The following is a 21,864-nucleotide window of genomic DNA, read 5'->3' as shown; positions in this document are numbered from 1 at the left end:
CCGCCATCTTGGCCGATATGCGATTGTGAACACATGAAGACTCATTTGAACTGCCCCTGCGGTGAGGCGATCACCGGCAAGGACGAGGACGATCTCGTCGAAAAAGCCCAGGCTCACTTGACCGAGGCGCATCCCGGCCGCGAGTACGACCGGGATGCAATCCTCTTCATGGCCTACTAGCAAGCATCCGGTTCGCAGACCGATTGGCCGGGGCCGGCGGTGACGTCCCATCCCGAGTACGGGTCGCCGGTACCGTACGAGCCTGCGGACGCGAAGCTGTCGACTCCCGTGGCGGTGGCGTTGTTGTCGTCGGCATCTACGCTGGCCGTCCCCGCCCTCGCAAATCCGCCGTCGCTGGCGGTGGCTACGTTGCCGTCGCTGCTGGATGACCCGTATGCGGCCTCAGCCGCACTGCCGTTGGTCGCGGTGCCGACGTTGCCGGTGTTGCCTTCGCCTGGCAGGAAACTCCCGAAGCTGGCCACCTGCGCGCCGCTGTCGGTTTCGGCAGTGGCGGTGTTGTTGAGGTTGTTGCTGCCCCAGATGCCCGCGCTCGCATAGCTGTTGTCGGTGGACTTGGCGTAATTGTTGACGTTGAAATCGCCCACCTCCGCGGCGTACGCCTCGCTGCCGTTCACCGCTTCGGCGTGGTTGTTGGTGTTGGAGTCTCCTTGGATTCCCGCGGTGGCGAAGCTGATGCCGTCCGCCCCGCCTTCTGCGGAGGCGTAGTTGTCGACGTTGGAGTTACCGCCCTCGCCGGCCGACGCCATGCTGCCGTCGAAGGCGTAGGCCTGATTGGTGTCGTTGCCGTTGCCGTAGGAGCCCGCGGTCGCCTGGCTGGAGAAGGTGCCGTCGGCGGAGGTGCCGGTGGCGATGGCCCAGTTGCTGTTGTTGCCGTTGCCGTTGGAGCCCGCCGTTGCCGTGCCGCCATCGGTGGCGATGGCGAAGTTGCCGTCGTTTCCGGCATTCCCCGTGGTGTCATCGAAGCCGCCGTTGTATCCGGCATAGGCGGTTCCGCCGGTGCTTGCCCCGGCGTTGTTGCCGTCGTTGTAACTGCCGGCGGCGCCCGCATAGGCCGTGCCCTCGCTGTCGGTGTACGCGTGGTTGTCGGTGTTGTGATCACCCGGCGCCGCGGAGCTACCGAACAGATCCCCGCCGCCTGCGACCGCCAAGCCCGTGTTGGCCTCCGCAGTGTTCAGGTTGTTGTCACTGCCGAATGCACCGGCGGAAGCGAAGCCGCCATCGGTGGCCACCGCATCGTTGTCGTGGTTGTCGTTGCCTAGCGTGCCGGCGAGCGCCACGCCATTGGTGGTCTCGGCTTTGTTGTTTTCGTTGCCGGTGCCATCCGAACCCGCTACAGCCATGCCGTCCGTGGCGACGGCCGTGTTGTCGTCGTTGGACGTGGACTCACCGGAGAACGATCCGAAGGACCCGGCGCTGGCCATGGCTTCCGAGCCGTCAACGACGGTGTCTGTAGCGATCGCTGTGTTGTCGTCATTGCCGCTGCCGAACGAGCCGGCAAAGGCCTGCGTCACGGTGAACGTCTCGTCGTCGGGATTGCCGGACGCCGTTGCGACGTTTCCCGTGTTTTCGGATCCCTGAGCCCCGGCGAGAGCCACGGCACCGTTGGAGGCTGTCGCCTTGTTGCTGTAGTTGTTGCTTCCGTCGGTGCCTGCGTCGGCGGCACCGCCAGTGCTGGCGGTGGCGTGGTTGTCGTAGTTTCCGTCGCCGGAAGCACCAGCGCCTGCGATGCCGCCGTTCGTGGCGTCGGCGGTGTTGAGGTAGTTGTTGTTTCCGGTGGAGAAGTCGTGAGCCAGAACTGCACCGCCGCCGGCCACAGCGTTGCTGCCGTCACTGGCGGTCGCCGTGTTGCTGAGGTTGCCGTCGCCGAGAGAACCGGCGGAGGCCGTGCTTCCGTTGGTGGCCTCCGCGATGTTGCCGACGTTGTTGCTACCAGCGACCACAACGATCCCAGGATCGTTGGGGTCTTCCGGCAGTTGCACGCCACTGCCTGCATAGGCCGTGCTGCCGCCCGTGGCGTTGGCGGTGTTGCCAACGTTGCCGCCACCGAACGAGCCGGCGTAAGCGGTACTGCCGTCCGTCGCGGTCGCGGTGTTTCCAATGTTGTTGCTGCCGTTGGCTCCGGCCAAAGCGGTGCTGCCCGCGCCGGTGGCGGTGGCATTGTTACCGCTTCCGGGATTGGCGGGATCGCTGCCGGCGGTGCTCGCCGTCGCACCAGTGCCTGTGGCGGTGGCCGAACAGCCGATGCAGTTGCTCGCATCTGCAATCGTGTTGGCGCCCTTGGCAACTGCCGTCGAGCCCTGCCCGTAAGTTGTGGTCGCCTGAGCGTCACCGTGGTCGACTCGCTGCACCCCGTCGACGGAAATGCTGATGTTGCCCTTGACGCCCTTCGTGGAGCCTGGGGTGGACGGCTTCTTTGTCGTCGGCGACGTGTTCGTCGTCGATGCCGAGGACGGCGATGAGGTGGACGATGCCGAGTCCGATGACTTGTCTGACGGCGGTTTCGCCGACGCCACCCACGGCGCCGCGGCCATCCCGACGCCGATGCCCAGCGCTACCGCTAATCCCCCGATTCGACCGACATAACGTCCGTACCCCATGATTGACCTCCCCCGAGTAGTCCCGCGGACGCGGGAATGCTGTCGAAAGGGAGATTAAGTTCGGCCCGGGTGAACGAGTCGAGTATTCGAGTACTCGAAAATTCGGGCGGCGCCGCCTAGGCTACGCATTTCCTATTTCAAATATCAACGCCGCTGACCTGGCTGTATGTCCGCTAACGAAACGGTGTATTTACTTCCGAATTCAATCAGGCAGCACGGAGTAATTACCACTTCCGTCAAAAATAGCGCCGGTCCCGCGAAACAGAATTCCCGGTCGTTAATCGCGACGGATAACGACCGGGAATTCTATTTGGACGCGAGCTAAGGGACGACCGTCGAGCCGATGGTCGGCATGAACTGACACTGCTTCTCGACGGTGGTGACCTGCCCGAAAATCGTCGAGATGATGCTGCCCGAGCCGGTGTCCACGATTGCCGACAGCGTCGTCGGGCCATTCGGGTTGATGTCCGGGCGGGGCTTCAGTGTCGCGCTGCCCGACTTGCCCGTCGTCAGATTGACCCAGGTGACGTTCAGTGGCAGTTTCTGCTCGGCGGCCGGCGCCGGCGTCCCGATCGCGGTGAACACGTATGCCGTCTGACCCGCTGCGGGTCCAGGTGCGGGGATCTTGGCCGGGCCCGCAACCGAGATCGCGGTCGCGAACACATTGCTGCCGTCGGCCAGGCACCCGTTACTGATCGACGGGTACATGAAGTCCTGCGTCGGCGGAGCGTCGGGACCGAACGCGGGCGCAGCGGCCGGAGCCGCCGCATCGGGCGCAGGAAGCGGGGCAGGAGCGGGCGCCGGGACAGCGGCCGGTGCCGGTGCAGCGTCGGGGATCGGCGCGGCGACCGGGGCGGCCTGCGGCGCGGGCCCGACGGCATGCGCAGGGTCGACACCCGCAGGCAGATGCGCCTCGGTACCCGGGACGGCGCCGGGCGCGGGGACGTGGGCGACGAACTGATTCACCGCCGTCGCCACGTTCCGCGAATCCGAAGGCAACGCCGAGTTGCCCGCGAATGCCGCCGCGGCGGCCATCAACTCCGAAGCCGCATTAGTCGGATCCGCAGCGGCGCGCTGGATCACCGGACCGATGCCCTGCACCGCCGAAAGACCCGGCGCCTGCACCGCATCGATCGGAAGCGGCGGCGCCGGGTCGGCGTTGGCCACCGGTGTCATTCCACCCAGCAGTAGTGCTACCGACGAGCCGACAGCGGCGCTGATGCCGGCGAACGTCGTCCTAATCGATGACATGGTTTCCCCGATTCCTGGTTGCCTGGTTTGTATTCAGTGACGCGCGCCGACCGCCGTCACGGCAGTGCCGACAGCGGCATCAGCAGCGGTGCGATGGCTTGGCTCGCCGGCGCCGCTGGTGCGGCGGCCACCGGAGCGGCGGCAGCTGCGGGCGCGGCCGCGGCGGGCGCCGTCGGTGCGGACGGCAGGAGACCGGCAAACGGTGTGCCTGCCGGCATCAACGACGCCAGGGCACCCGGCACCGACGTCAGCAGGTTCTGCGGCGCGGCCAGCGGTGCCGCGGGGGCGGGAGCCGCCGCCGGAGCCTGAGGAAGCGTGAGCGACGCGGTTGCAGTTGACGGCCCCGCGGCGGGTGCCGCGGCAGGTGCGGCGGCGGTTTGCGCGGTGCCGAGGAACGACGTGAGGCCCTGCATGAGGCTCGTTGCCGTACCCGGATTGGTGGCGAGCTGCTGGAGGAACGGCAGGCCCGGCACGCCCGGAGTCGGGGCGGGGGCCGCGGCGGGATCAGCTGCGGCCGTTGCGCTGAGCCCCAGCGCAAGCCCGGCTGCGCTCGCAGCGGTGATCATGCTGGTGGCAAGCATTTTCCTGGTGAATTTCATGGTTCTCCCAATCGTTGAAGGCACGCCTGGGCCCGACAGTCGTCCAGTTACTGGTGTTACTCAAGTGACACGTGTGGCGGTTATTCAACCGTTACGGATACGAAGGGCTTCGGTGACCGTGGATAGAGTCGGGCGGATAAACACCACCTCGACAGCCGCCGCCCCGCGCCTGCCCGCCCGCCTGGCCGCCGCGGCGCCAGTGCTGTTGGTGCTGAGCATCGCCGCGCGCCTGGCGTGGACCTACCTGGTGCCCAACGGCGCCAACTTCGTCGACCTGCACGTGTACGTCGGCGGTGCCGGCGCGCTCGACCATCGCGGCACCCTGTACGACTACGTGTACGCCGACCAGACGCCCGACTTCCCGCTGCCGTTCACCTACCCGCCGTTCGCGGCCGTCGTGTTCTATCCGTTGCATCTGATTCCGTTCGGAATCCTCGCGTTCGCTTGGCAACTCGGCACCATCGCGGCGCTCTACGGAGTCGTGCGTGTCAGCCAGCGACTGCTGCCCGGTCCCGCCGGCGACCGGCGCATCGCGATGTTGTGGACCGCGGTCGGCATCTGGCTCGAACCGCTGCGAAGCAATTTCGACTACGGGCAGATCAACGTGCTGCTGGTGCTCGCCGTCCTGTACGCGGTCTACAGCACACGATGGTGGCTGTCCGGTCTGCTCGTCGGGCTGGCCGCGGGGGTGAAGCTGACGCCTGCGGTATCGGGCCTCTATTTCGTCGGTGCCCGACGTTGGGGCGCTGCGCTGTTCTCGGCGGTGGTGTTCTTCGGCACGATCGCCGTCTCGGCCATCGTCGTCGGCGACCAAACCCGTTACTACTTCACGGAATTGCTTGGCGACGCGTCCCGGGTGGGCCCGATCGGAACGTCGTTCAACCAGTCGTGGCGCGGCGGCATCTCGCGGATTCTCGGGCACGACGCCGGTTATGGGCCACTGGTGTTGGCAGGGATCGCGATCACCACCGTGCTCGCCGTGTTGGCGTGGCGCGCGATCGGCGGCGCATCCGATCGGCTGGGCGCGATCGTCGTCGTGCAACTGTTCGGCCTACTGCTGTCGCCGATCTCGTGGACGCATCACTGGGTGTGGCTGATTCCGCTGATGATCTGGCTGCTGCACGGCCCGCTCCGCGAGCGGACGGGCGCGCGGGTGCTGGGCTGGGGTTGGTTGGTCCTGACCGTCGTCGGGGTGCCGTGGCTGCTGAGCTTCGCGCAGCCGACGATCTGGGTCATCCCCCGCCCGTGGTACCTGGCCTGGGCGGGGCTGATCTACATCGTCGCGACGGTGGCGACGCTGGCGTGGGTCGCGACTACGGGTTCCCGACGATCGCGTTTATCTCCCGAGCCATCTGCAGATCGTTCTCGGTGATGCCGCCGGCGGAGTGCGTCACCAAGACGAAAGTGACTGTCCGCCAACGGATATCGATATCGGGGTGATGGTCTTTTTCCTCCGCCTTCTCGCCGACTCGACGCACGGCGTCGATGCCGGCGAGGAAGGCGGGAAATTTGATCGAGCGGCGCAGCGCGCCGTCGGTGCGCTCCCAGCCGGGAAGGTCGGGCAGTGCGGCGTCTACTTGGTCATCCGTTAACACAGCCATCTCTTCAACGTAGCGCGCTCGTGGGTGTACTGACAGGTGCCTGACAGAGTTGTGCAGAACAATCGAGCAGTGCAACGGCGGTCCGGATACGTGGTTGCCGGGGGTGGTCTCGTACTCCTTCTCGGCGTGCTCGTCGCTTCTGTCATCTGGATGTCGGACAGTTCGAAACAACCTGTGGTCCAACCCAATTCAGCTCCCTCGACCTCCAGCCCGGTGGCCGCCGAGCCGCAGCCGCTTCCGGCGACTACGACTGAGCTGCCGCCGCCCACCACGCCACCGGCCGTAGCGATATCGCCCTCGCAGTTGACGGCCGAGACGATGGCGCCCGCTCCGCCGCGCCACCGACGACTGCACGAGTTGTTCCCAAACCTGTTCCCGAACTGATTGGCGGGCGTATACCGTCGCGGGCAGTGTCTGCTCATGCGTCGAACCAGATCGTCGTTGCCGGTGCGCTGATATCGGATTCCCTGCTGTTGGTGGCGCAACGGGCCCGGCCGCCGGAACTCGCCGGCCTTTGGGAACTTCCCGGCGGCAAGGTCGTGGCGGGGGAGAGCGACGCGGCCGCGTTGGCCCGCGAACTTCACGAGGAACTCGGCGTCGCCGTCACCGTCGGCCCACGCATCGGCGCCGATGTCGCGCTCACCGACACCATGACGTTGCGCGCCTACCGCGTCACCCAGACCGGTGGCGCGTTGCACCCCAACGATCACCGCGCGCTGCGCTGGGTCGGCGCCGACGAACTCGACGACCTGCCGTGGGTACCCGCCGACCGCGCCTGGGTAAGCGAGCTGGCCCTTCTTCTGCGCGACGCCGGCTAGGCCGACGCCTTTTGTTCGCCCCGCCAGCCGCCGGCGCACACTATTCTCCCCACCCATGCGCGTGCTCCGGTTCATCTGGCGGGGTGTGCTGGCGTTCGACCGCGTCGGTAGCCGCATTCCACAGCTGATTCAGATTTGGCTTGTCGAACTGTTCTTCGTCATGCCACTGGCGTTCTTCATCGGCAAAGTGATCGACATCCACGGTGCCCTTGGGGTTCCGGGCACCGGCGGGTCGATCCCCGCCGTTTTCTGGGGAGCCTTGGTGCTGGCCCTCGTTACCGGCTTCCTCTTCGTGCGCGGGCTGCTTCGGCCCCGCGTCGTCGAGGGCTCCTGGGCGCCGATGGTCCAGGTTCCCACCGGTACCGACGTCGAGGTCCTTGTCGCCAACCGCCGAGCCAGGGTCGATTACGAATACCTGACCAGCCATCCGTCCTACGCATTGCTCTCGTTACTGACAGTGCCCATCCCGCTGTCGATGTGGTACTTCAGCCGCAACGAGGGCGACAGCACGTTCTATTGGCGCATCACCGGCATCGTCGGCCTGATCGTGATTGCCGCAATGGCGTTCGCACGCGTATTGGCTTGGTACGTCTTCCGATTCGGCAGGAGCCGACTGGAACGTGTGACGGCGCGGACCGCATGGGAGGTCGCGTGGAAGCCCGTGCTGATGCTGACCGTGATGTGCTACGCGATCGTGTGCATCCCGCTGGCGGTGATGTTCTGGCAAGACGACCGGCGCGTGGCCGCACTGCCCGCGATCACTGCCGCGGATGCGAACGGCCATGGGGGACAGATGTTTCGGGTGGAAGGTCGACTCGCATCAACGCCGGTGTACTGGGCGCCCAACGGCACCGGGCGCGGCGGAAACAACTACGCGGGCGCAGGCGTTCTCGTCGACCTGACGTCTGGCGGTCAGGCGCTGCTGCTGGCGGAATCAATGGTGGTGAGCGATTTCATCGTCGCGATACGCGAAGCCGACGGCGATCTGATCAAGACGCAGGGCGCTGTGATCGACGAGATCACCGACGACCAGCGCAGGTACTACGGCTTCAACGAAACCGATTTCCCGCCGCGTCCGGACGACGGTCGCGTTTTGGTGCGGCTGACGACGCCGTAGTCGCTCAGTAGTGCAGCCGGTCGTTGACCACCACACCGGCGTGGCGCAGCGAGTGGATCGGATGCATCAAACCCGGATGCCTGCAGTGCGGGCAGGACTCTCGCGACTGGTTCGCCGACGAGAACGTCAGATGCCTGCACGCCGCGCACCGCACCACATAGAACGCGCCGATCCAATTGAGCAGCCCGAGGTAGATCGCCGCGGTCGCGGCGGTCGCCAGCACGGCAATGACTGCGATGGTGAATACCTCTTCAGCAGGCATTTTCGTCAACCTCCTACCGACTCTTGACGGGCGAATTCGACGCTACGCCCGGACGCTGTGAGTGCGGTGTGTGATGACATTGCCGCTCACAGGTGCGCCGTACGGCACGTGACCGGCGTCTCTCGTTTTCGTGTTTGGCCGACCACACTGGGAGAATCACCAGCGTGGATTTTCGGAACGTCGCGATCGTGGCACACGTCGACCATGGGAAGACGACCCTCGTCGACGCCATGCTGCGCCAATCGGGTGCCCTGCACCATCGCGGCGACGACACCGTCGAACGCCTGATGGACTCCGGTGACCTGGAGAAGGAAAAGGGCATCACGATCCTGGCGAAGAACACCGCGGTGCACCGCAAGCACGCCGATGGCTCCATGACGGTGATCAACGTGATCGACACCCCCGGTCACGCGGACTTCGGCGGCGAGGTCGAGCGCGGCCTTTCGATGGTCGACGGCGTGCTGTTGCTGGTCGACGCGTCGGAAGGGCCGCTCCCGCAGACCCGTTTTGTGCTGCGTAAGGCGCTCGCGGCGCACCTGCCCGTGATCGTCGTCGTCAACAAGACCGACCGGCCCGACGCCCGGATCGCCGAGGTCGTCTCCGAAAGTCACGACCTGCTGCTCGACGTCGCCTCCGACCTCGACGAGGAAGCGCAGAAGGCCGCCGAGAACGCCCTTGGACTGCCGACGCTCTACGCCTCGGGGCGCGCAGGGATCGCCAGCACCACCGAGCCGGCCAACGGTGAGAATCCCGAGGGGACCAACCTCGACCCGCTGTTCGACGTGCTGCTCGAGCACATCCCGCCACCGCAGGGTGATCCCGAGGCGCCGCTGCAGGCGTTGGTGACCAACCTCGACGCCTCGGCCTTCCTCGGCCGCCTCGCACTGATCCGCATCTACAAGGGGCGCATCCGCAAGGGCCAGCAGGTCGCCTGGATGCGCGAGGTCGACGGACATCCGGTCATCACGAACGCCAAGATCACCGAACTCCTGGTCACCGAGGGCGTCGAACGGACCGCTACCGACGAGGCCATCGCAGGCGACATCGTCGCCGTCGCAGGCATCCCCGAGATCATGATCGGCGACACGCTGGCCGATCCGGACCACGCGCACGCGCTGCCGCGGATCACCGTCGACGAGCCCGCCATCTCGGTCACCATCGGCACCAACACCTCGCCGCTGGCTGGCAAGGTGTCCGGCCACAAGCTGACCGCCAGGATGGTGAAGTCGCGGCTCGACCAGGAGCTGGTCGGCAACGTGTCGATCAAGGTCGTCGACATCGACCGGCCCGACGCCTGGGAGGTACAGGGCCGCGGCGAGCTGGCGCTGGCCGTGCTGGTCGAGCAGATGCGGCGGGAGGGCTTCGAGCTGACGGTCGGCAAGCCACAGGTGGTCACGCAGACGATCGACGGCAAGCTGCACGAACCCTTTGAGGCGATGACGATCGACTGCCCCGAGGAGTTCGTCGGCGCGATCACGCAGCTGATGGCAGGCCGCAAGGGCCGCATGGAGGAGATGACCAACCACGCAGCGGGCTGGGTGCGGATGGACTTCATCGTGCCCAGCCGCGGGCTGATCGGCTTCCGGACCGACTTCCTGACGCTAACGCGCGGCACCGGCATCGCCAACGCGGTGTTCGACGGCTACCGGCCGTGGGCGGGCGAGATCCGCTCGCGGCACACCGGCTCGCTGGTGTCGGACCGCTCGGGGACGATCACGCCGTTCGCGATGATCCAGCTCTCCGACCGCGGCCAGTTCTTCGTCGAGCCCGGCCAGGACACGTACGAGGGTCAGGTCGTCGGCATCAACCCGCGCGCCGAGGACCTCGACGTCAACGTGACTCGCGAGAAGAAGCTGACGAACATGCGCAGCTCGACCGCCGACGTCATGGAGACGCTGGCCCGGCCGCTGGAGCTGGACCTCGAGCAGGCCATGGAGTTCTGCGCGGAAGACGAGTGCGTCGAGGTGACGCCGGAGGTGGTCCGGGTGCGCAAGGTGGAGCTGACGGCCAGCCTGCGCGCGCGGGCAAAGGCTCGAGCCAAGGCGCGCTCTTAATCGCTCCCGATAACCTGTGTGACGTGCCGGGCCCGCTACGCGTCATCGTTGCGCTATCTGCGCTGGTGACGTTGGTCGGGGGCTGTACGGTCAGCCCGCCGCCCGCGCCGCAGAGCACCGACACCAGTGAGTCGACGCCGCCTCCTCCGATGAAGGCCACGCAGATCATCATGGCCATCGATTCCATCGGCCCGGGCTTCAATGCGCACCTGCTGTCCGACCAGTCGCCGGTGAACGCGGCGATCAGCTCGCTGGTGCTGCCCAGTTCATTTCGGCCTGTGCCGGATCCCAACTCGCCCACCGGGTCTCGCTGGGAGCTCGACACCACGCTCCTGCAGTCGGCCGAGGTCACCAATCAGAACCCGTTCACCGTCACGTACAAGATCCGTCCCGAGGCGTCGTGGACGGACAACGCGCCGATCGCCGCCGACGACTACTGGTACCTGTGGCGTCAGATGGTCAGCCAGCCGGGAGTCGTGGACCCCGCGGGGTATGACCTGATCACCGGCGTGCAATCGGTCGAGGGCGGCAAGACCGCGGTGGTGACGTTCTCGCAGCCCTATCCCGCGTGGCGCGAGCTGTTCAACAACATCCTGCCCGCCCACATCGTCAAGGATGCGCCTGGCGGATTCGCGGCAGGCCTGGCGCGTGCGCTGCCGGTCACCGGTGGCCAGTTCCGCGTGGAAAGCATTGACCCGCAGCGCGATGAGATCCTGCTCGCCCGCAACGACCGCTATTGGAGTGCGCCTGCGAAGCCGGACCAGGTGCTGTTCCGTCGCGGCGGTTCGTCGGCGGCGCTGGCCGACTCGATCCGCAACGGCGACACCCAGGTCGCACAGGTGCACGGCGGGGCGGCGGCGTTCGCACAACTGTCGGCGATCCCCGACGTTCGGACCGCCCGCATCGTCACCCCGCGGGTCATGCAGCTGACCCTGCGGGCACAGCAGCCCGCGCTCACGGATTCCCAAGTGCGCAAAGCGATTCTGGGTCTGCTCGACGTCGACCTGCTGGCGTCGGTCGGAGCCGGCGACGACAACACCGTCACACTGGCGCAGGCTCAAGTGCGATCCCCGTCCGACCCGGGTTATGTCCCGACGGCGCCACCCGCGATGACAAAGGAGGCAGCGCTCGCGCTGCTGGCCAACGCGGGTTATCAGGTTGAGCCGATCGAGACGACGCCGCCTGCGACGCCGGGCACACCGGTGCCCGAGAACAACCGCGGGCGCATCACCAAAGACGGTGTGCCCCTGACGCTTGTCCTCGGCGTCTCCGCCAACGATCCGACGGCTGTCGCGGTGGCCAACACCGCCGCAGACCAACTGCGCAACGTCGGCATCGCGGCATCGGTGTCTGCGCTGGATCCCGTGGCGCTCTACGGCGACGCGCTGATCAACAACCGGGTCGACGCGGTCGTGGGCTGGCACCAGGCAGGCGGCGACCTCGCGACGTCGCTGGCGTCGCGATACGGTTGCCCGGCGCTGGAGGCAACCGCGGTTTCGACGACCACCCTCGGAACCACGCCGTCGACTCCGTCCACCACCAATTCACCTGCGCCGACGGGTAATTCGCCGCCACCGCCGCGGCCGACCACGACGCCGACGCAGACCACCGCGAGCCCGGCGCCGGAAGCCGGCCAGCTCGTTCAGGCGCCCAGCAATATCACCGGCATCTGCGACCACAGCATCCAGCCGAAAATCGACGCGGCACTCGACGGCACCGAGGACATCGGCGAGGTGATCAACGCGGTCGAACCCCGGCTGTGGAACATGTCGACCGTGCTGCCGATCCTTCAGGACACCACGATCGTCGCGGCCGGCCCGAGCGTGCAGAACGTCAGCCTGTCTGGCGCGGTACCGGTGGGCATCGTCGGCGACGCCGGAATGTGGGTCAAACCGCGGCAGTGATCACTTCACACACGGAGTGTTCTTCCCTGCCATCTCGGTGAGGTCAGTCGGCGCAGGTGCTTGCGCACCGGCGGCTGTCGCGTCGACGGTGGTAACCGGCGCCGCAGCAGTGGTGGTCGGGTTGTCGGTCAAGTACTGATCGGCGGGGAAGTCGGCGCCGACGGTCAACAGCACGGTGTCCGGGGCGACGGTGTCGGAGGCGGTCGCGGCGAGCTGAAGGCGGTCAGCCAACGTGCGCGCGGCGTCGGCAGCGCCGACCCCGTAGGAAATCGTGCTGGTTTCGGCTAGACGATCGGCGGTCGTCACCGTGCCGACGATCATTCCGTCGGCGCCGAACGAATGCTCGATCGCCGAGCCGAGGCCGGCGTGATCGGTGGCATTGATGACATCGAGTGTTGTTGGGGCAGAGGGCTTCTGAGTGGACGTGGGAGTTGCAGGGGTGGACCCGTCGGTGAAGAGGTTGTGCACGATGGACCGAATCCCTTGGACGTCGACGATGTTGACGTCCTCGCCCGCGGTGTTCTGGCCGAACTCTTTGATCGGCAGCGTGTAGAGGGTCAGCGGACTGTCGGTCAACGCGGCGGCGTGGTCGACGAAACCGGCGAGGTCGAAGCCGCCGTCGACAGCGATGTTCTGCTGGGCGACGCTCAACAGGTTTCGCAGATCAGTAGCGTTGGACAGCGCGCCGCCGTGGCGCAACGCGGTCACCAGCGACACGATGAACGCCTGCTGGCGGCGCGTGCGGTCCATGTCGGTGAACATCTGGTCGTTCTCATCGCGGCGTTGCCGGACGAACGCCATCGCCTGCGAGGCATTGATCTGTTGGGTGCCGCGGTGAAAGTCCGCACCGGAATAGCTGTCTGAGGTGTCATCGTTCAGGCACACCGTGATCGGCTGGACCACCTGTGCGATCTGAAAGAACGCCCCGAGTGTGACTTCGATGAAGTGATCGATCGGCACGCCCAACAGCCTTCGCACAGTGGCGATCTCGGCCTTGCGGCCGGCCTCACGCGCCGTTTGTTCGCGTGCGGACGCAGCGATGCTGTCGCTCAACGAGTCCAGCTGCTGCTGGTATGCCAAACCGTAGGCCTGCTTCACCTTGCCCTTGCACACCCCGCTGGGACAGCCCGGCATGTCGACGTAGTCGTCACGCGGCACCGAAACGGCGCTGACCGGACCGTTGCCGCCCGGCAGGTGCAGAAGAATCAGGACATTGGAGTTGTAGCCGCCGACCGTTTCGTCGCCGGCATGCAGCGCGTCGTAGATGTCCTGGGGGAGCGGCTGGCCATGCTGGTCCAACCGGCTGTCCAAACCCATGATGAGGATGTTCTGCGAACCGCCGACTGATTCGGGGCCACCGGCCAACGCTTGGGAGGTGGTGATGCCACCGGACAGATTGCGGTAACCACTCCACCCCGCCGCCGTGGCGGCCAATACCGCGACGGCAACCAGCGCGCCGACCACCCGGCCGGCGACGAGGATGCGTTTTCGATTGCGGCGGCGGGGCAGCCGATGTCGCGGACCGTTCGCCCGCGCTATCGGCTGCGTGTCCAACTCCGAAACGGCCCGTCGACTCATGACAGCCGGATTATCCAGACACGGCCTGAGAACGCCCGGGCGAGTTTCTCAGGATCGAAGGAACAGGTGTCGGCCCCCTCCAAGAGCGGAGGGGGCCGAGCGCTTTCCTGGTTACCTACTCGCTGCCTGCCTTGGCCGAGTTGGTGTCCTTCTTGCCGTCGGCGTCCTTCTTGCCGTCAGTTTTCTTGTCGCCGCTGTCTGCCTTGGTGGCCGAGGTGTCGCTCTTCGACGTGGTGTCTTTTGAGCTCGCGTCACCCTTGTCGGCGCTGCTGCCGGCTTCGGTTTTGGCGTCGCCACTGCTTGCCGCGGTGTCCTTCGGCGCGGACGCGTCGGCCTTGCCGCCTGTGGCGTCGGCCTTGGTGCCGTCGACCTCCGCACCGGCGGGATCCGCCGGCGTCGTCGATGCGTCTTTGCCCGTGGTGCTGTCGGCGGTGCCGGAACTCGTCGCGCCGTTGTTGGCGTCGGCCCCCGGAGGTGTTGTCACCTCCGCCGACTTCTTCGGGGCGGTCGTGGCCGGGGTAGTGGACAGGGTCACCGTGTTTGCCGAAGACGTGGTGGTGGAGTTCGCCGCAGCGAGGTTGGTCGTAGTCGTCACGGTCACAGGCTTGAGCGCATTCGCGATGACGTCACGGATCTGCAGCAGCGCTCCAGCCAAGCCAAGCCCGGGGCTCAGGACACCGCCGTCGAACCCGAATCCGTTGAGAAGGCCGTTCGCAACGATGGCCGGAACCGCAACGATCGCGCTGACCGCGCCGACGGGATCCAACCCCTTGGCGGCATCGACGATGTTCTGAATGGCCTGCGCCGTGGCGTTTACAGTGCTCACCAGCGGCTCCAGAAGACCGATGCCACCCAACGCCGCGATCGTCGTGAACTGCTGCGTCACGGCCAGCAGGTTGGCGACGGGCTGCTCGAGGAAGGTCTGGATCGCGGGCAGCAGGGTGAGGGCGGGAAAGAGCACCGGTTGCGTGATGATGTTCACCACGTTCTGTCCGACGCCGACGATGTTGCCTGCCGCCAAGTTGGCGAGCGCCTCCTGAAGCTGCTGCGGAACGATCGTGCTGACGTTGTCCAGCAACTGACCGCCCGCTTGTTGCAGCGCCGACAGCAGCTCACCTGCACTCGAGAACTGGTTGGTGAGGATCTGCCGCAGGATCGGTGCAGGGTCTTGGAGGATCGTCTGCCCCACGCTGGACAGGTTCTTGACGGTGTTGTTGACGAGGTCGAGGTAGGCCTGGATCGGGTTGACGGCCGCGGCAAGCTCAACGGGAATCGACACTTCAACCGGCGGCAGGTGCATGTCCCGGGGAACTACGGGTGAGACGGGCGAGAGCACGATCGCGCTGGCTCCCACGGTCGCGATCCCGGTGGCGAGATATGACCTAACAGCGACTTGCATAGCAACCCCTTTTAACGTGGTTGTGATCTGGACGCCGGGGAATTTACTCGCAAGTAAGGTGCAGCGCCAGGAATTTTAGGAACAATTGTTATCGCAGCTAGAACGGCCTTTCGATCATGAACTGCTGAATATTGTTAACGCACTAATAGCTGACCTAAAGGTGCGAATTACCGAGTGGCAAACAGCGATATCCGAAGCCTCTTGGCATGGTTGTCCTCGACAAAGTAAATGCACTTATTGCCGTCGTTAATTAGCTGCACTCGGCACGGAACTGACAATCTCGTCAATATCCATGGCGAGCCGACGCCCGCGGGATTTGCCTCCACCGAATCGGGAGCAGCTGCGGATTCGGTATGCCGACAGGTCTGGCGAGTCAGGTGGCAACGGCCGTTGTCGGCCACGATCGGAACCGTCGCGTTTGCCGCCGCAGCGACGGTCAAATCAGTTGGCGCGTGGGGCCTGCCGTCGCTCGCGGAGCACACGCAGGCCATGCGAGGCGAAAGCAGCGATCGCGAACACGGCCAGGAGCCAGTAGGGCGGGCGGGCGAGTTCCCAGACGAACAGTGCCGCGAAGAGCGGCGCCCGCTGCGTGATCGCCAGCACGCCTGCGGCACATGTCAACGACACGGCGGACACGTGAATGCCGTTGCCGGCCAAGTGGTTCAAGGCGAGAGTCACCAGTGATCCCGCCGCGGCGCCGGTGGCCATGGCGGGTGTGAGCAGGCCGCCGACGGCGCCGGCGCGCAGGAAGAGTGCCGTCAGTAGCGGTTTCAACAACAGGATGATCGCGGCCGCACCGAGGGTCAGTCCGCTGTTGAGGCTCACGGCCAGGATGCTCCTGCCGTTACCGGGTAACTCCGGCCACCAGATCGAGCAGATTCCGGTCAGCAGTCCAGCGGCGGCGACCGACGGGATCAGCACCCACGACTTGAATTGCACCTTGGGTTTTGCGATCGCCATCACCCGGTTGAACCCGAGGCCGACTACCGCGGCCAACGGTGCGATGGCCAGGGCGAGAAAACCGAACAGGTAGGAGAGTTTCGCGTCCGGCCAAGTCAACGCGTGCTCGAGATGCGTGACGGGAGACGCCACCGCAACGGCCAAGCTCGACGTGATCAACGCGGCGCCGAGCACCCTTGGATGCCAGGTACCCATGACGATGCGTGCGGCGAACAACGCGCCGCCGAGTGGGACGCTGTAAACCGCCCCAAGGCCCGCCCCCGCCGCGCATGCCAGCAGGATTTCGCGGTCGCGGGGCGTCAGCGCCAACCGCGTGGTGCCGAAATCGCCTAGCGCCGCGGCGAGTTGGCGCGGCGCGCCCTCGCGGCCAAGCGAGGCGCCGGATCCGACGATCAGTACCTGCAACCCGGCGTCGATCGACAACGGCCATCGGGGCACCGACCGATGGCTTTTGATGGTCTCGGTCAGGCCGGGAATCTCGATGCGCCGTCGCAGAATCCACCACCCCCAACCGGCCAGCGCGGCACCGATCATCGGACCGACCGCTCGCCGGACCGGGCTGCTGCCGCCGACGCCGGCCAGCAGGGAGCCGAATGTGTAGTGATACGTGAGGTGTTCGATCCCGTGCAGCAACAGCGTCGTTGCCGCGCCGGCGACACCCGCCAGCAGGCCGATGATGACGATCGCGCAGCCGAACTCAACGGTGCGCCGCGTCACCAGCTGAATCTATACGGGCCCGACCCGAATCGGCCCCCCTTACGAGGGGGGCCGACCCGGGCGGGGCGTTGCGGGGCGACGCGTACTGGGCGCCGCCGTCACCTGGTCATCCGCCGAGCGCGCTCTTCACTGCGCCGGCGAAGCTCTTCGCCACAGAGCTGATCGCGGCACCGACCGGATTCGAGCCGTTGCCCTTGTTGGTGCCGGCTTCGTGGGCCGTCTTCTCGGGAATGAACTTCGCGCCGTCGGTCGTATCGAGGCTGTCGGTGTCGCTGCGCGGCCCCGCGGGCGGGGTGTGCGCCGTGTCGGGCTTGGCAACCTCGGATACGGTCTTGCCGAGGTCGGGTCCCGGCTTGGTGTTCTCGATGGTCGACGTGATCGCTTCGGCCTTCTTCGGGAGTTCCACATCAGCCGGCACGTTTGCCGTCAGATCAGCATTGGGTGCCGCCTGCTTTCCGCCGAGAACTGGCGCCACGTCGAGTGTGACGAGCTTTTTATCCGACGTATCGACACTGTTGATGCTCAGCGTCTGTGCCGGCGCGGCGGTCTTCAGAGGCGTCAAAGCTGAGGCCCCGGGCAGCAACCCGAGGATCTGGGTCACCAGCCCCTGCAGCGTGGGGATGGTGCCGGGCAGTTTCCACGGGGGGAGGCTCAACAACGGAAGCTTTCCCTCGTTGATGAGTCCGCCCGCCCGGAATGGGTATGGCAAGGGCACCGGGCTGACGAGCGGTCCCAAGTCAGGTCCGTACCCACCGTTGATGAAGCCGTCGATGACGGTGGCCGGGGCGCCGATCAGGGCGCTGAGCACGCCCGCGATGTCGCCGGAGCCCAGCGAGTCCACGACGTCTTGGGTGGCGGCACCGATCGCTCCTGGGCCGCTGATCAAGGGACCGAAAAGGCCCAGCGCGGCAAGGGGCAGCAACGCCGCCTGTTCCTCACCGAGTACTGGCGCCAGCACCTGCCCCAACAGCCCGGCAATGGTGACGATGGGGCTCGCAACGAGGTTGTAGAGCAGCGCATTGACGGCACCCTCGATTTGTCCCTCATTCTGCACCGGCGCAGCCAATGGCGTTGCAGCCGCGGCCAGCATGCCGCCGCCTCCCAGCGCGCCCAACAGTTCTGTGATCAGCGTCTGCACGGTGGGTATGGCGCCGGGAAGGGTGATTCCACCCAGACCGAGGCCGCCGGGATTGATCAGCCCCCCGACCAGAACAGTCACGATCGCCGGGATACCCAGCAGGGGACCCACGTTGGGCCCGAAGTTTCCGTTGACAACTCCGTCGATGAGGGTCGCCGGTGCACCGATCAGCGCATTGATGAGGGCAGCGATATCACCTGAGCCGAGTTGGTCGACAACCTCTTGGACTGCGGCGCCGCCCGCGCCTACGCCACCGATCAGTGGACCGGACAAGCCTAAAGCGCCGCCGGCGAGCAAGGCTTCTGCCGCAGGCACGGGAACGCCCAAAAGCTGTGCCACCACAGGGGCCGGCAGTTTTGCCAGCGAAACCAGTACCTGAGCACCGACGTATGCCAGTTGGTTGACCGCGTCCTCGATCTCGTTGGCGGTGAGTTGAACCGCTCGATCAACCGCCGTCACCGGGTTCGCTATATGTATGTCGGTCGGTGTCGGCACGATCGGAGCGACAGCGATGACGCTGGCTCCGACGATTGCTATTCCGGTTGTGACGTATGGGCGTAGCGCGAGTTGCATGAGTTCCTCCAAAACCTGAGCCGTAGTTAGCCGCACACAGGAACCTATGCGACAAATTCCGTCAAATTTCCAGCTTCAGATGGTTGGCGATCGGGCCTGTTGCAAACACAAACGGTGCGCTGCAGGGATAAAAATAGCTGGTTACTGCCGCCCAAGGCGGAGTCTGGCAAACGCCGAATAGCGCGGCTAATAAGCCCTCGTCCCACCCTCTTGGCGACCGCGCCGGGGCGAGGTTCAGTTAGCTGATATTTAATTGCTGTGCTAGTTAATTACCTGCGGCAAGGCCCCTGGCGGCGTTTGCTGGCTAACACCCGTATCAGGGGCGTGGCGGGTCCCTGGAGTTCGCGTTCTGGCTAGGCACCCCAGGACCGGAATTGAACCACCTGCCCCACGTGCATCATCCTGGCAATGGCGGTGCGAGGGTCACGGATGCTTGCTGAAAGTTAACTGACGTGTACGACAAATTCCTTGGCCCGCCGCAGTTTCGTCGAAGACTTTGTTACGCAACACGCGGCGCTGGCAACTTTCGTAAGCGGTTGCAGCTACTTTGCTTAGGTTAAAGACGTGTGGTGTCAGCGCGGCCGCCGCCGAACCGGCAAGACCGAGCACGGCCACCGCAGCCCACTTGGGTCACCTCTCAACACGACAGCCGCTACCCACTGACACTCGCTGTCGGACACGGCCCGACCGAAACTCGTGGTGGCCATCCGGAAGGCCGACGGTAGCGTGGCAGTCGATGCAGTCACAGGAAACGCCGCGTCTGTTGTTCGTGCACGCGCATCCCGACGATGAAACGCTGACAACCGGTGGCACAATTGCGCATTACATCGCGCGTGGTGCCGACGTCCATGTCGTTACCTGCACACTCGGCGAAGAGGGTGAGGTCATCGGCGACCGATACCGTCGGCTCGCTGTCGATGCCGCGGACCAGTTGGGGGGCTACCGCATCGCCGAGTTGTCGGCGGCCTTGCGCGCGCTCGGTGTCGACCAACCGATCTTCCTCGGCGGAGTTGGCCGGTGGCGTGATTCGGGCATGGCCGGCACCCCGCCGCGGCATTGGCAGCGGTTCATCGACGCCGACGAGCGTGAGGCGGTCGGCGAACTCGTCGCGCTGATCCGGCAACTCCGCCCGCACGTCGTCGTCACCTACGACGAGAAGGGCGGCTACGGCCACCCCGACCACATTCACGCCCACGAAGTGACGATGGCGGCCGTTGCCGCGGCCGATGGCAATGACTACCCCGGCGAACCTTGGACGGTGCCGAAGGTGTACTGGACCGTGATCTCGACGTCGGCGATGGCCGAGGCGCTTGACGCGATCGATGACCTGCCGCCGGAATGGATCCGAGTATCGATCTCCGACGTGCCCTTCGGCTATCCCGACGACGCGATCGACGCGGTGATCGAAGTTGCCGACGAACTGTCGGCGAAGGTCGCAGCGCTGCGTGCGCATGCCACGCAGGTGACCGTCGCCGCCGACGGCCGAGCCTGCGCGCTGTCGAACAACATCGCGCTGCCGATCGGGTCTGTCGAGCACTACATCCTCGCCGCGGGCACACCGGGCGAACGAGATGCCCGCGGTTGGGAAACTGACCTGCTGGCTGGCCTTAACCTGGAATAGCGTGGCGGGCTCGCGGTAAGCTGCCCGTCAATCGGCCGCGTGTGAAAGGGATGGCAATGGACCCGGACATGGATCCCAACCTGCAGCACTGGCAGGACCGCGGAGATAACTTCCAGTGGGTGCTGGGGTCGCTCGTCGCACTGCTCGACAGCATTCCGACCTGATCCAGCCGCGTCCCGTCGTTCTGACACTCCTGGCGATCGACGGTGTGCTCTCAGCCATGGCCGGCGCGTTCTTTCTGCCGGTTCGAATCGGATCGGTGCCGTTTCCGATCAGCGCATTGATCAGTGGTCTGGTCAACGCCGCGCTGGTGTGGGCCGCATTGCAATGGACGTCCTCGCCGCGACTGGCTGCGCTACCGCTGTGGTGCTGGCTGCTGACCGTCGCGGGTATGACGTTCGGCGGGCCAGGTGACGACATCGTGTTCGGCGGCGTCGGACCCATGGAGTACGCACCGCTGTTGCTGATCGTGCTGGGTGCGCTGCCGCCGGCATTGGTGCTGTGGCGGCGGGTGCGCGCCGACGCCTGACGGCTATTCCTTGTCGGCCTTCTTCTTGCCGTTGTCGTCGCTCTTCTTGTCGTCGTTCTTGGCGGCTGCGTCGTCCTTCTTGGCGCCCTTGTTGCCGGTCGCGTCGGTCGCCTGCTTGGTCGAGGTGTCGGTGTCGTCCTTGACCTTGGTGACCGTGTCGGTCGCCTGCTTGCTCTCCGTAGTCGGGGTGTCTGATGCTTCCACGACGCCCGCGGGGGTCTTCGGTTCCCGCAGCTTCGGTTCCCGCAGCTTCGGCGCGGCGATCGCTGCGACGGTGTCGGCCGCGGCTTGTGGCCCCCTCTTGGCTTGGGCCGCAACATCACTGCTCGGTGTCGCGACACCGGGCACTGCCGCAGTCACTATCGGCGGCGGGGGAAGCTGGTCTGGATCGTGCGACGGCAGACCAGCCGACAGCTGCTGCAGGACACCGATCACCGTGTCGTGAAGGAAGTCCCGCACACCGTTCAATGCCCCTGAAACCTGAGCCGAGAACGGGAAGGGCGGCAACGGGGGAAGCGGCGGGAGGAAGAAGTTCCACTCGTCGATGCCCAATTGGATGAAGGCGTCGACGGTCCACGCCACACCCTCGCTCAAGTTGAACAGGAAGCTGCCGTTGCCGTTGAGCCAGTCGAGCGTGTTGTGCGTGATCGCATGGACGATGCGTTCGCCGAAGTTGTAGAAGATCATGATTTGGCCGGACAGCCATCCGACATACGGAACCCAACCGGCGGCGTAGGTGGCGAGTTCGAAACCGTAGCGCACCCACGGCTCGACGGCGTGGTAGGCCCATTCCAGGGTGCTCGGAATCGATGTCGGTGCGGGGCCGACGCCTGCAGGCGGCGTCGGCAACGGCCGACTGGCACTCGGCAGGAAGATCGGCTGCCACCAGTCAAACAACTGTGAGAAGTAGTCGGTTGACGCGGTCAGCTGTATCGACGGTGTCGCGACCTGGACCACCGCCGGGCGCGGCGCGAGCGCCGTCGGTTCCTGGACGGCCGGACCGAGGGCGACGGCCGCCGCGGTGATCGTCGCGACCCCGGCGGTCAGGCATGAGCGAAGCGAAATATCCATGTGAGTTCCCCCTCCAGCTATGGCAGCTACTGGATGCTTTCGAACTTACGCTCG

The 21,864-nt window shown here is 65.9% G+C and carries 18 protein-coding genes; 8 read left to right on the top strand and 10 right to left on the bottom strand.

The annotated features are described in order from the left end of the window. Nucleotides 1-33: 33 nt before the first annotated feature. Entirely contained in the window at nt 34-180 is a 147-nt protein-coding gene (locus GGC64_RS32610) for a DUF1059 domain-containing protein (protein WP_192726743.1), read from the top strand. On the opposite strand, the gene GGC64_RS32605 is transcribed toward GGC64_RS32610, so the two are convergent. The 3 genes from GGC64_RS32605 to GGC64_RS32595 form a co-directional block, all read right to left on the bottom strand. After that, nucleotides 177-2,618, bottom strand: a complete 2,442-nt coding sequence (locus GGC64_RS32605) for a hypothetical protein (protein ID WP_192726742.1) — start codon at nt 2,616-2,618, stop codon at nt 177-179. The genes GGC64_RS32610 and GGC64_RS32605 overlap by 4 nt on opposite strands. Before the next feature lie 321 nt (nt 2,619-2,939). Then, complete coding sequence (locus tag GGC64_RS32600) at nt 2,940-3,869, bottom strand: hypothetical protein (RefSeq protein WP_192726741.1); 930 nt, start codon at nt 3,867-3,869, stop codon at nt 2,940-2,942. A 56-nt stretch (nt 3,870-3,925) separates the two neighbouring features. Next, complete coding sequence (locus GGC64_RS32595) at nt 3,926-4,468, bottom strand: hypothetical protein (protein ID WP_192726740.1); 543 nt, start codon at nt 4,466-4,468, stop codon at nt 3,926-3,928. 118 nt (nt 4,469-4,586) lie between these two features. Here GGC64_RS32595 and GGC64_RS32590 point away from each other — a divergent pair, with 118 nt between their 5' ends. Beyond that, complete coding sequence (locus GGC64_RS32590) at nt 4,587-5,840, top strand: mannosyltransferase (protein ID WP_370582486.1); 1,254 nt, start codon at nt 4,587-4,589, stop codon at nt 5,838-5,840. Here GGC64_RS32590 and GGC64_RS32585 read toward each other — a convergent pair. Continuing rightward, nucleotides 5,782-6,069: a 4a-hydroxytetrahydrobiopterin dehydratase gene (locus GGC64_RS32585; RefSeq protein ID WP_192726738.1), complete on the bottom strand. Its 288-nt coding sequence runs from the start codon at nt 6,067-6,069 to the stop codon at nt 5,782-5,784. The two genes, GGC64_RS32590 and GGC64_RS32585, sit on opposite strands and share 59 nt — an antisense overlap. 410 nt (nt 6,070-6,479) lie before the next feature. Between GGC64_RS32585 and GGC64_RS32580 the strand changes: the two genes are divergently transcribed. Together GGC64_RS32580 and GGC64_RS32575 are read left to right on the top strand one after the other, a co-directional pair. After that, the gene (locus tag GGC64_RS32580) at nt 6,480-6,887 is read left to right on the top strand and encodes a (deoxy)nucleoside triphosphate pyrophosphohydrolase (protein ID WP_192726737.1); all 408 of its coding nucleotides are present in this window, start codon (nt 6,480-6,482) and stop codon (nt 6,885-6,887) included. A 55-nt stretch (nt 6,888-6,942) separates the two neighbouring features. Beyond that, nucleotides 6,943-8,004: a hypothetical protein gene (locus GGC64_RS32575; RefSeq protein WP_192726736.1), complete on the top strand. Its 1,062-nt coding sequence runs from the start codon at nt 6,943-6,945 to the stop codon at nt 8,002-8,004. A gap of 4 nt (nt 8,005-8,008) precedes the next feature. On the opposite strand, the gene GGC64_RS32570 is transcribed toward GGC64_RS32575, so the two are convergent. Then, nucleotides 8,009-8,266 (bottom strand): hypothetical protein, encoded by a 258-nt coding sequence (locus GGC64_RS32570; RefSeq protein WP_192726735.1) that lies wholly within the window; start codon nt 8,264-8,266, stop codon nt 8,009-8,011. A gap of 164 nt (nt 8,267-8,430) precedes the next feature. Here GGC64_RS32570 and typA point away from each other — a divergent pair, with 164 nt between their 5' ends. Together typA and GGC64_RS32560 are read left to right on the top strand one after the other, a co-directional pair. Continuing rightward, entirely contained in the window at nt 8,431-10,320 is a 1,890-nt protein-coding gene (gene typA, locus GGC64_RS32565) for a translational GTPase TypA (protein ID WP_192726734.1), read from the top strand. Between the two features lie 23 nt (nt 10,321-10,343). Next, a complete protein-coding gene (locus GGC64_RS32560; RefSeq protein ID WP_192726733.1) occupies nt 10,344-12,224 on the top strand; it encodes an ABC transporter family substrate-binding protein in 1,881 nt (626 codons plus the stop codon). Here the strand turns inward: GGC64_RS32560 and GGC64_RS32555 are convergent, their stop codons facing one another. From GGC64_RS32555 to GGC64_RS32540, 4 genes are all read right to left on the bottom strand, one after another. After that, complete coding sequence (locus GGC64_RS32555; protein WP_192726732.1) at nt 12,225-13,802, bottom strand: LCP family protein; 1,578 nt, start codon at nt 13,800-13,802, stop codon at nt 12,225-12,227. Nucleotides 13,803-13,917: 115 nt separating this feature from the next. After that, complete coding sequence (locus GGC64_RS32550; protein WP_192726731.1) at nt 13,918-15,201, bottom strand: hypothetical protein; 1,284 nt, start codon at nt 15,199-15,201, stop codon at nt 13,918-13,920. 441 nt (nt 15,202-15,642) lie between these two features. Then, entirely contained in the window at nt 15,643-16,878 is a 1,236-nt protein-coding gene (locus GGC64_RS32545) for a chloride channel protein (protein WP_192726730.1), read from the bottom strand. A 106-nt stretch (nt 16,879-16,984) separates the two neighbouring features. Next, the gene (locus GGC64_RS32540; RefSeq protein WP_192726729.1) at nt 16,985-18,589 is read right to left on the bottom strand and encodes a hypothetical protein; all 1,605 of its coding nucleotides are present in this window, start codon (nt 18,587-18,589) and stop codon (nt 16,985-16,987) included. Between the two features lie 736 nt (nt 18,590-19,325). On the opposite strand from GGC64_RS32540, the gene mshB reads away from it, so the two are divergent. Both mshB and GGC64_RS32530 read left to right on the top strand, forming a co-directional pair. Further along, a complete protein-coding gene (gene mshB, locus GGC64_RS32535) occupies nt 19,326-20,210 on the top strand; it encodes an N-acetyl-1-D-myo-inositol-2-amino-2-deoxy-alpha-D-glucopyranoside deacetylase (RefSeq protein WP_192726728.1) in 885 nt (294 codons plus the stop codon). Nucleotides 20,211-20,325: 115 nt separating this feature from the next. Beyond that, nucleotides 20,326-20,739 (top strand): hypothetical protein, encoded by a 414-nt coding sequence (locus GGC64_RS32530; RefSeq protein ID WP_192726727.1) that lies wholly within the window; start codon nt 20,326-20,328, stop codon nt 20,737-20,739. A gap of 3 nt (nt 20,740-20,742) precedes the next feature. Here GGC64_RS32530 and GGC64_RS32525 read toward each other — a convergent pair whose 3' ends face one another. After that, nucleotides 20,743-21,810: a hypothetical protein gene (locus GGC64_RS32525; RefSeq protein WP_192726726.1), complete on the bottom strand. Its 1,068-nt coding sequence runs from the start codon at nt 21,808-21,810 to the stop codon at nt 20,743-20,745. Nucleotides 21,811-21,864: the final 54 nt, after the last annotated feature.

It is taken from the genome of Mycobacterium sp. OAS707, from assembly GCF_014873705.1.
Lineage (GTDB): Bacteria > Actinomycetota > Actinomycetes > Mycobacteriales > Mycobacteriaceae > Mycobacterium.
This window is presented reverse-complemented; position numbering and strand designations above follow the sequence as displayed.

Excerpts from the sequence above, each read along its gene's own strand:
- GGC64_RS32595 (WP_192726740.1), bottom strand. The coding sequence starts at position 4,468 with ATGAAATTCACCAGGAAAATGCTTGCCACCAGCATGATCACCGCTGCG.
- GGC64_RS32540 (WP_192726729.1), bottom strand. The coding sequence starts at position 18,589 with ATGCAACTCGCGCTACGCCCATACGTCACAACCGGAATAGCAATCGTC.
- GGC64_RS32555 (WP_192726732.1), bottom strand. The coding sequence starts at position 13,802 with ATGAGTCGACGGGCCGTTTCGGAGTTGGACACGCAGCCGATAGCGCGG.
- GGC64_RS32585 (WP_192726738.1), bottom strand. The coding sequence starts at position 6,069 with ATGGCTGTGTTAACGGATGACCAAGTAGACGCCGCACTGCCCGACCTT.
- mshB (WP_192726728.1), top strand. The coding sequence starts at position 19,326 with ATGCAGTCACAGGAAACGCCGCGTCTGTTGTTCGTGCACGCGCATCCC.
- GGC64_RS32525 (WP_192726726.1), bottom strand. The coding sequence starts at position 21,810 with ATGGATATTTCGCTTCGCTCATGCCTGACCGCCGGGGTCGCGACGATC.
- GGC64_RS32610 (WP_192726743.1), top strand. The coding sequence starts at position 34 with ATGAAGACTCATTTGAACTGCCCCTGCGGTGAGGCGATCACCGGCAAG.
- GGC64_RS32575 (WP_192726736.1), top strand. The coding sequence starts at position 6,943 with ATGCGCGTGCTCCGGTTCATCTGGCGGGGTGTGCTGGCGTTCGACCGC.
- GGC64_RS32570 (WP_192726735.1), bottom strand. The coding sequence starts at position 8,266 with ATGCCTGCTGAAGAGGTATTCACCATCGCAGTCATTGCCGTGCTGGCG.
- GGC64_RS32600 (WP_192726741.1), bottom strand. The coding sequence starts at position 3,869 with ATGTCATCGATTAGGACGACGTTCGCCGGCATCAGCGCCGCTGTCGGC.
- GGC64_RS32605 (WP_192726742.1), bottom strand. The coding sequence starts at position 2,618 with ATGGGGTACGGACGTTATGTCGGTCGAATCGGGGGATTAGCGGTAGCG.
- GGC64_RS32550 (WP_192726731.1), bottom strand. The coding sequence starts at position 15,201 with ATGCAAGTCGCTGTTAGGTCATATCTCGCCACCGGGATCGCGACCGTG.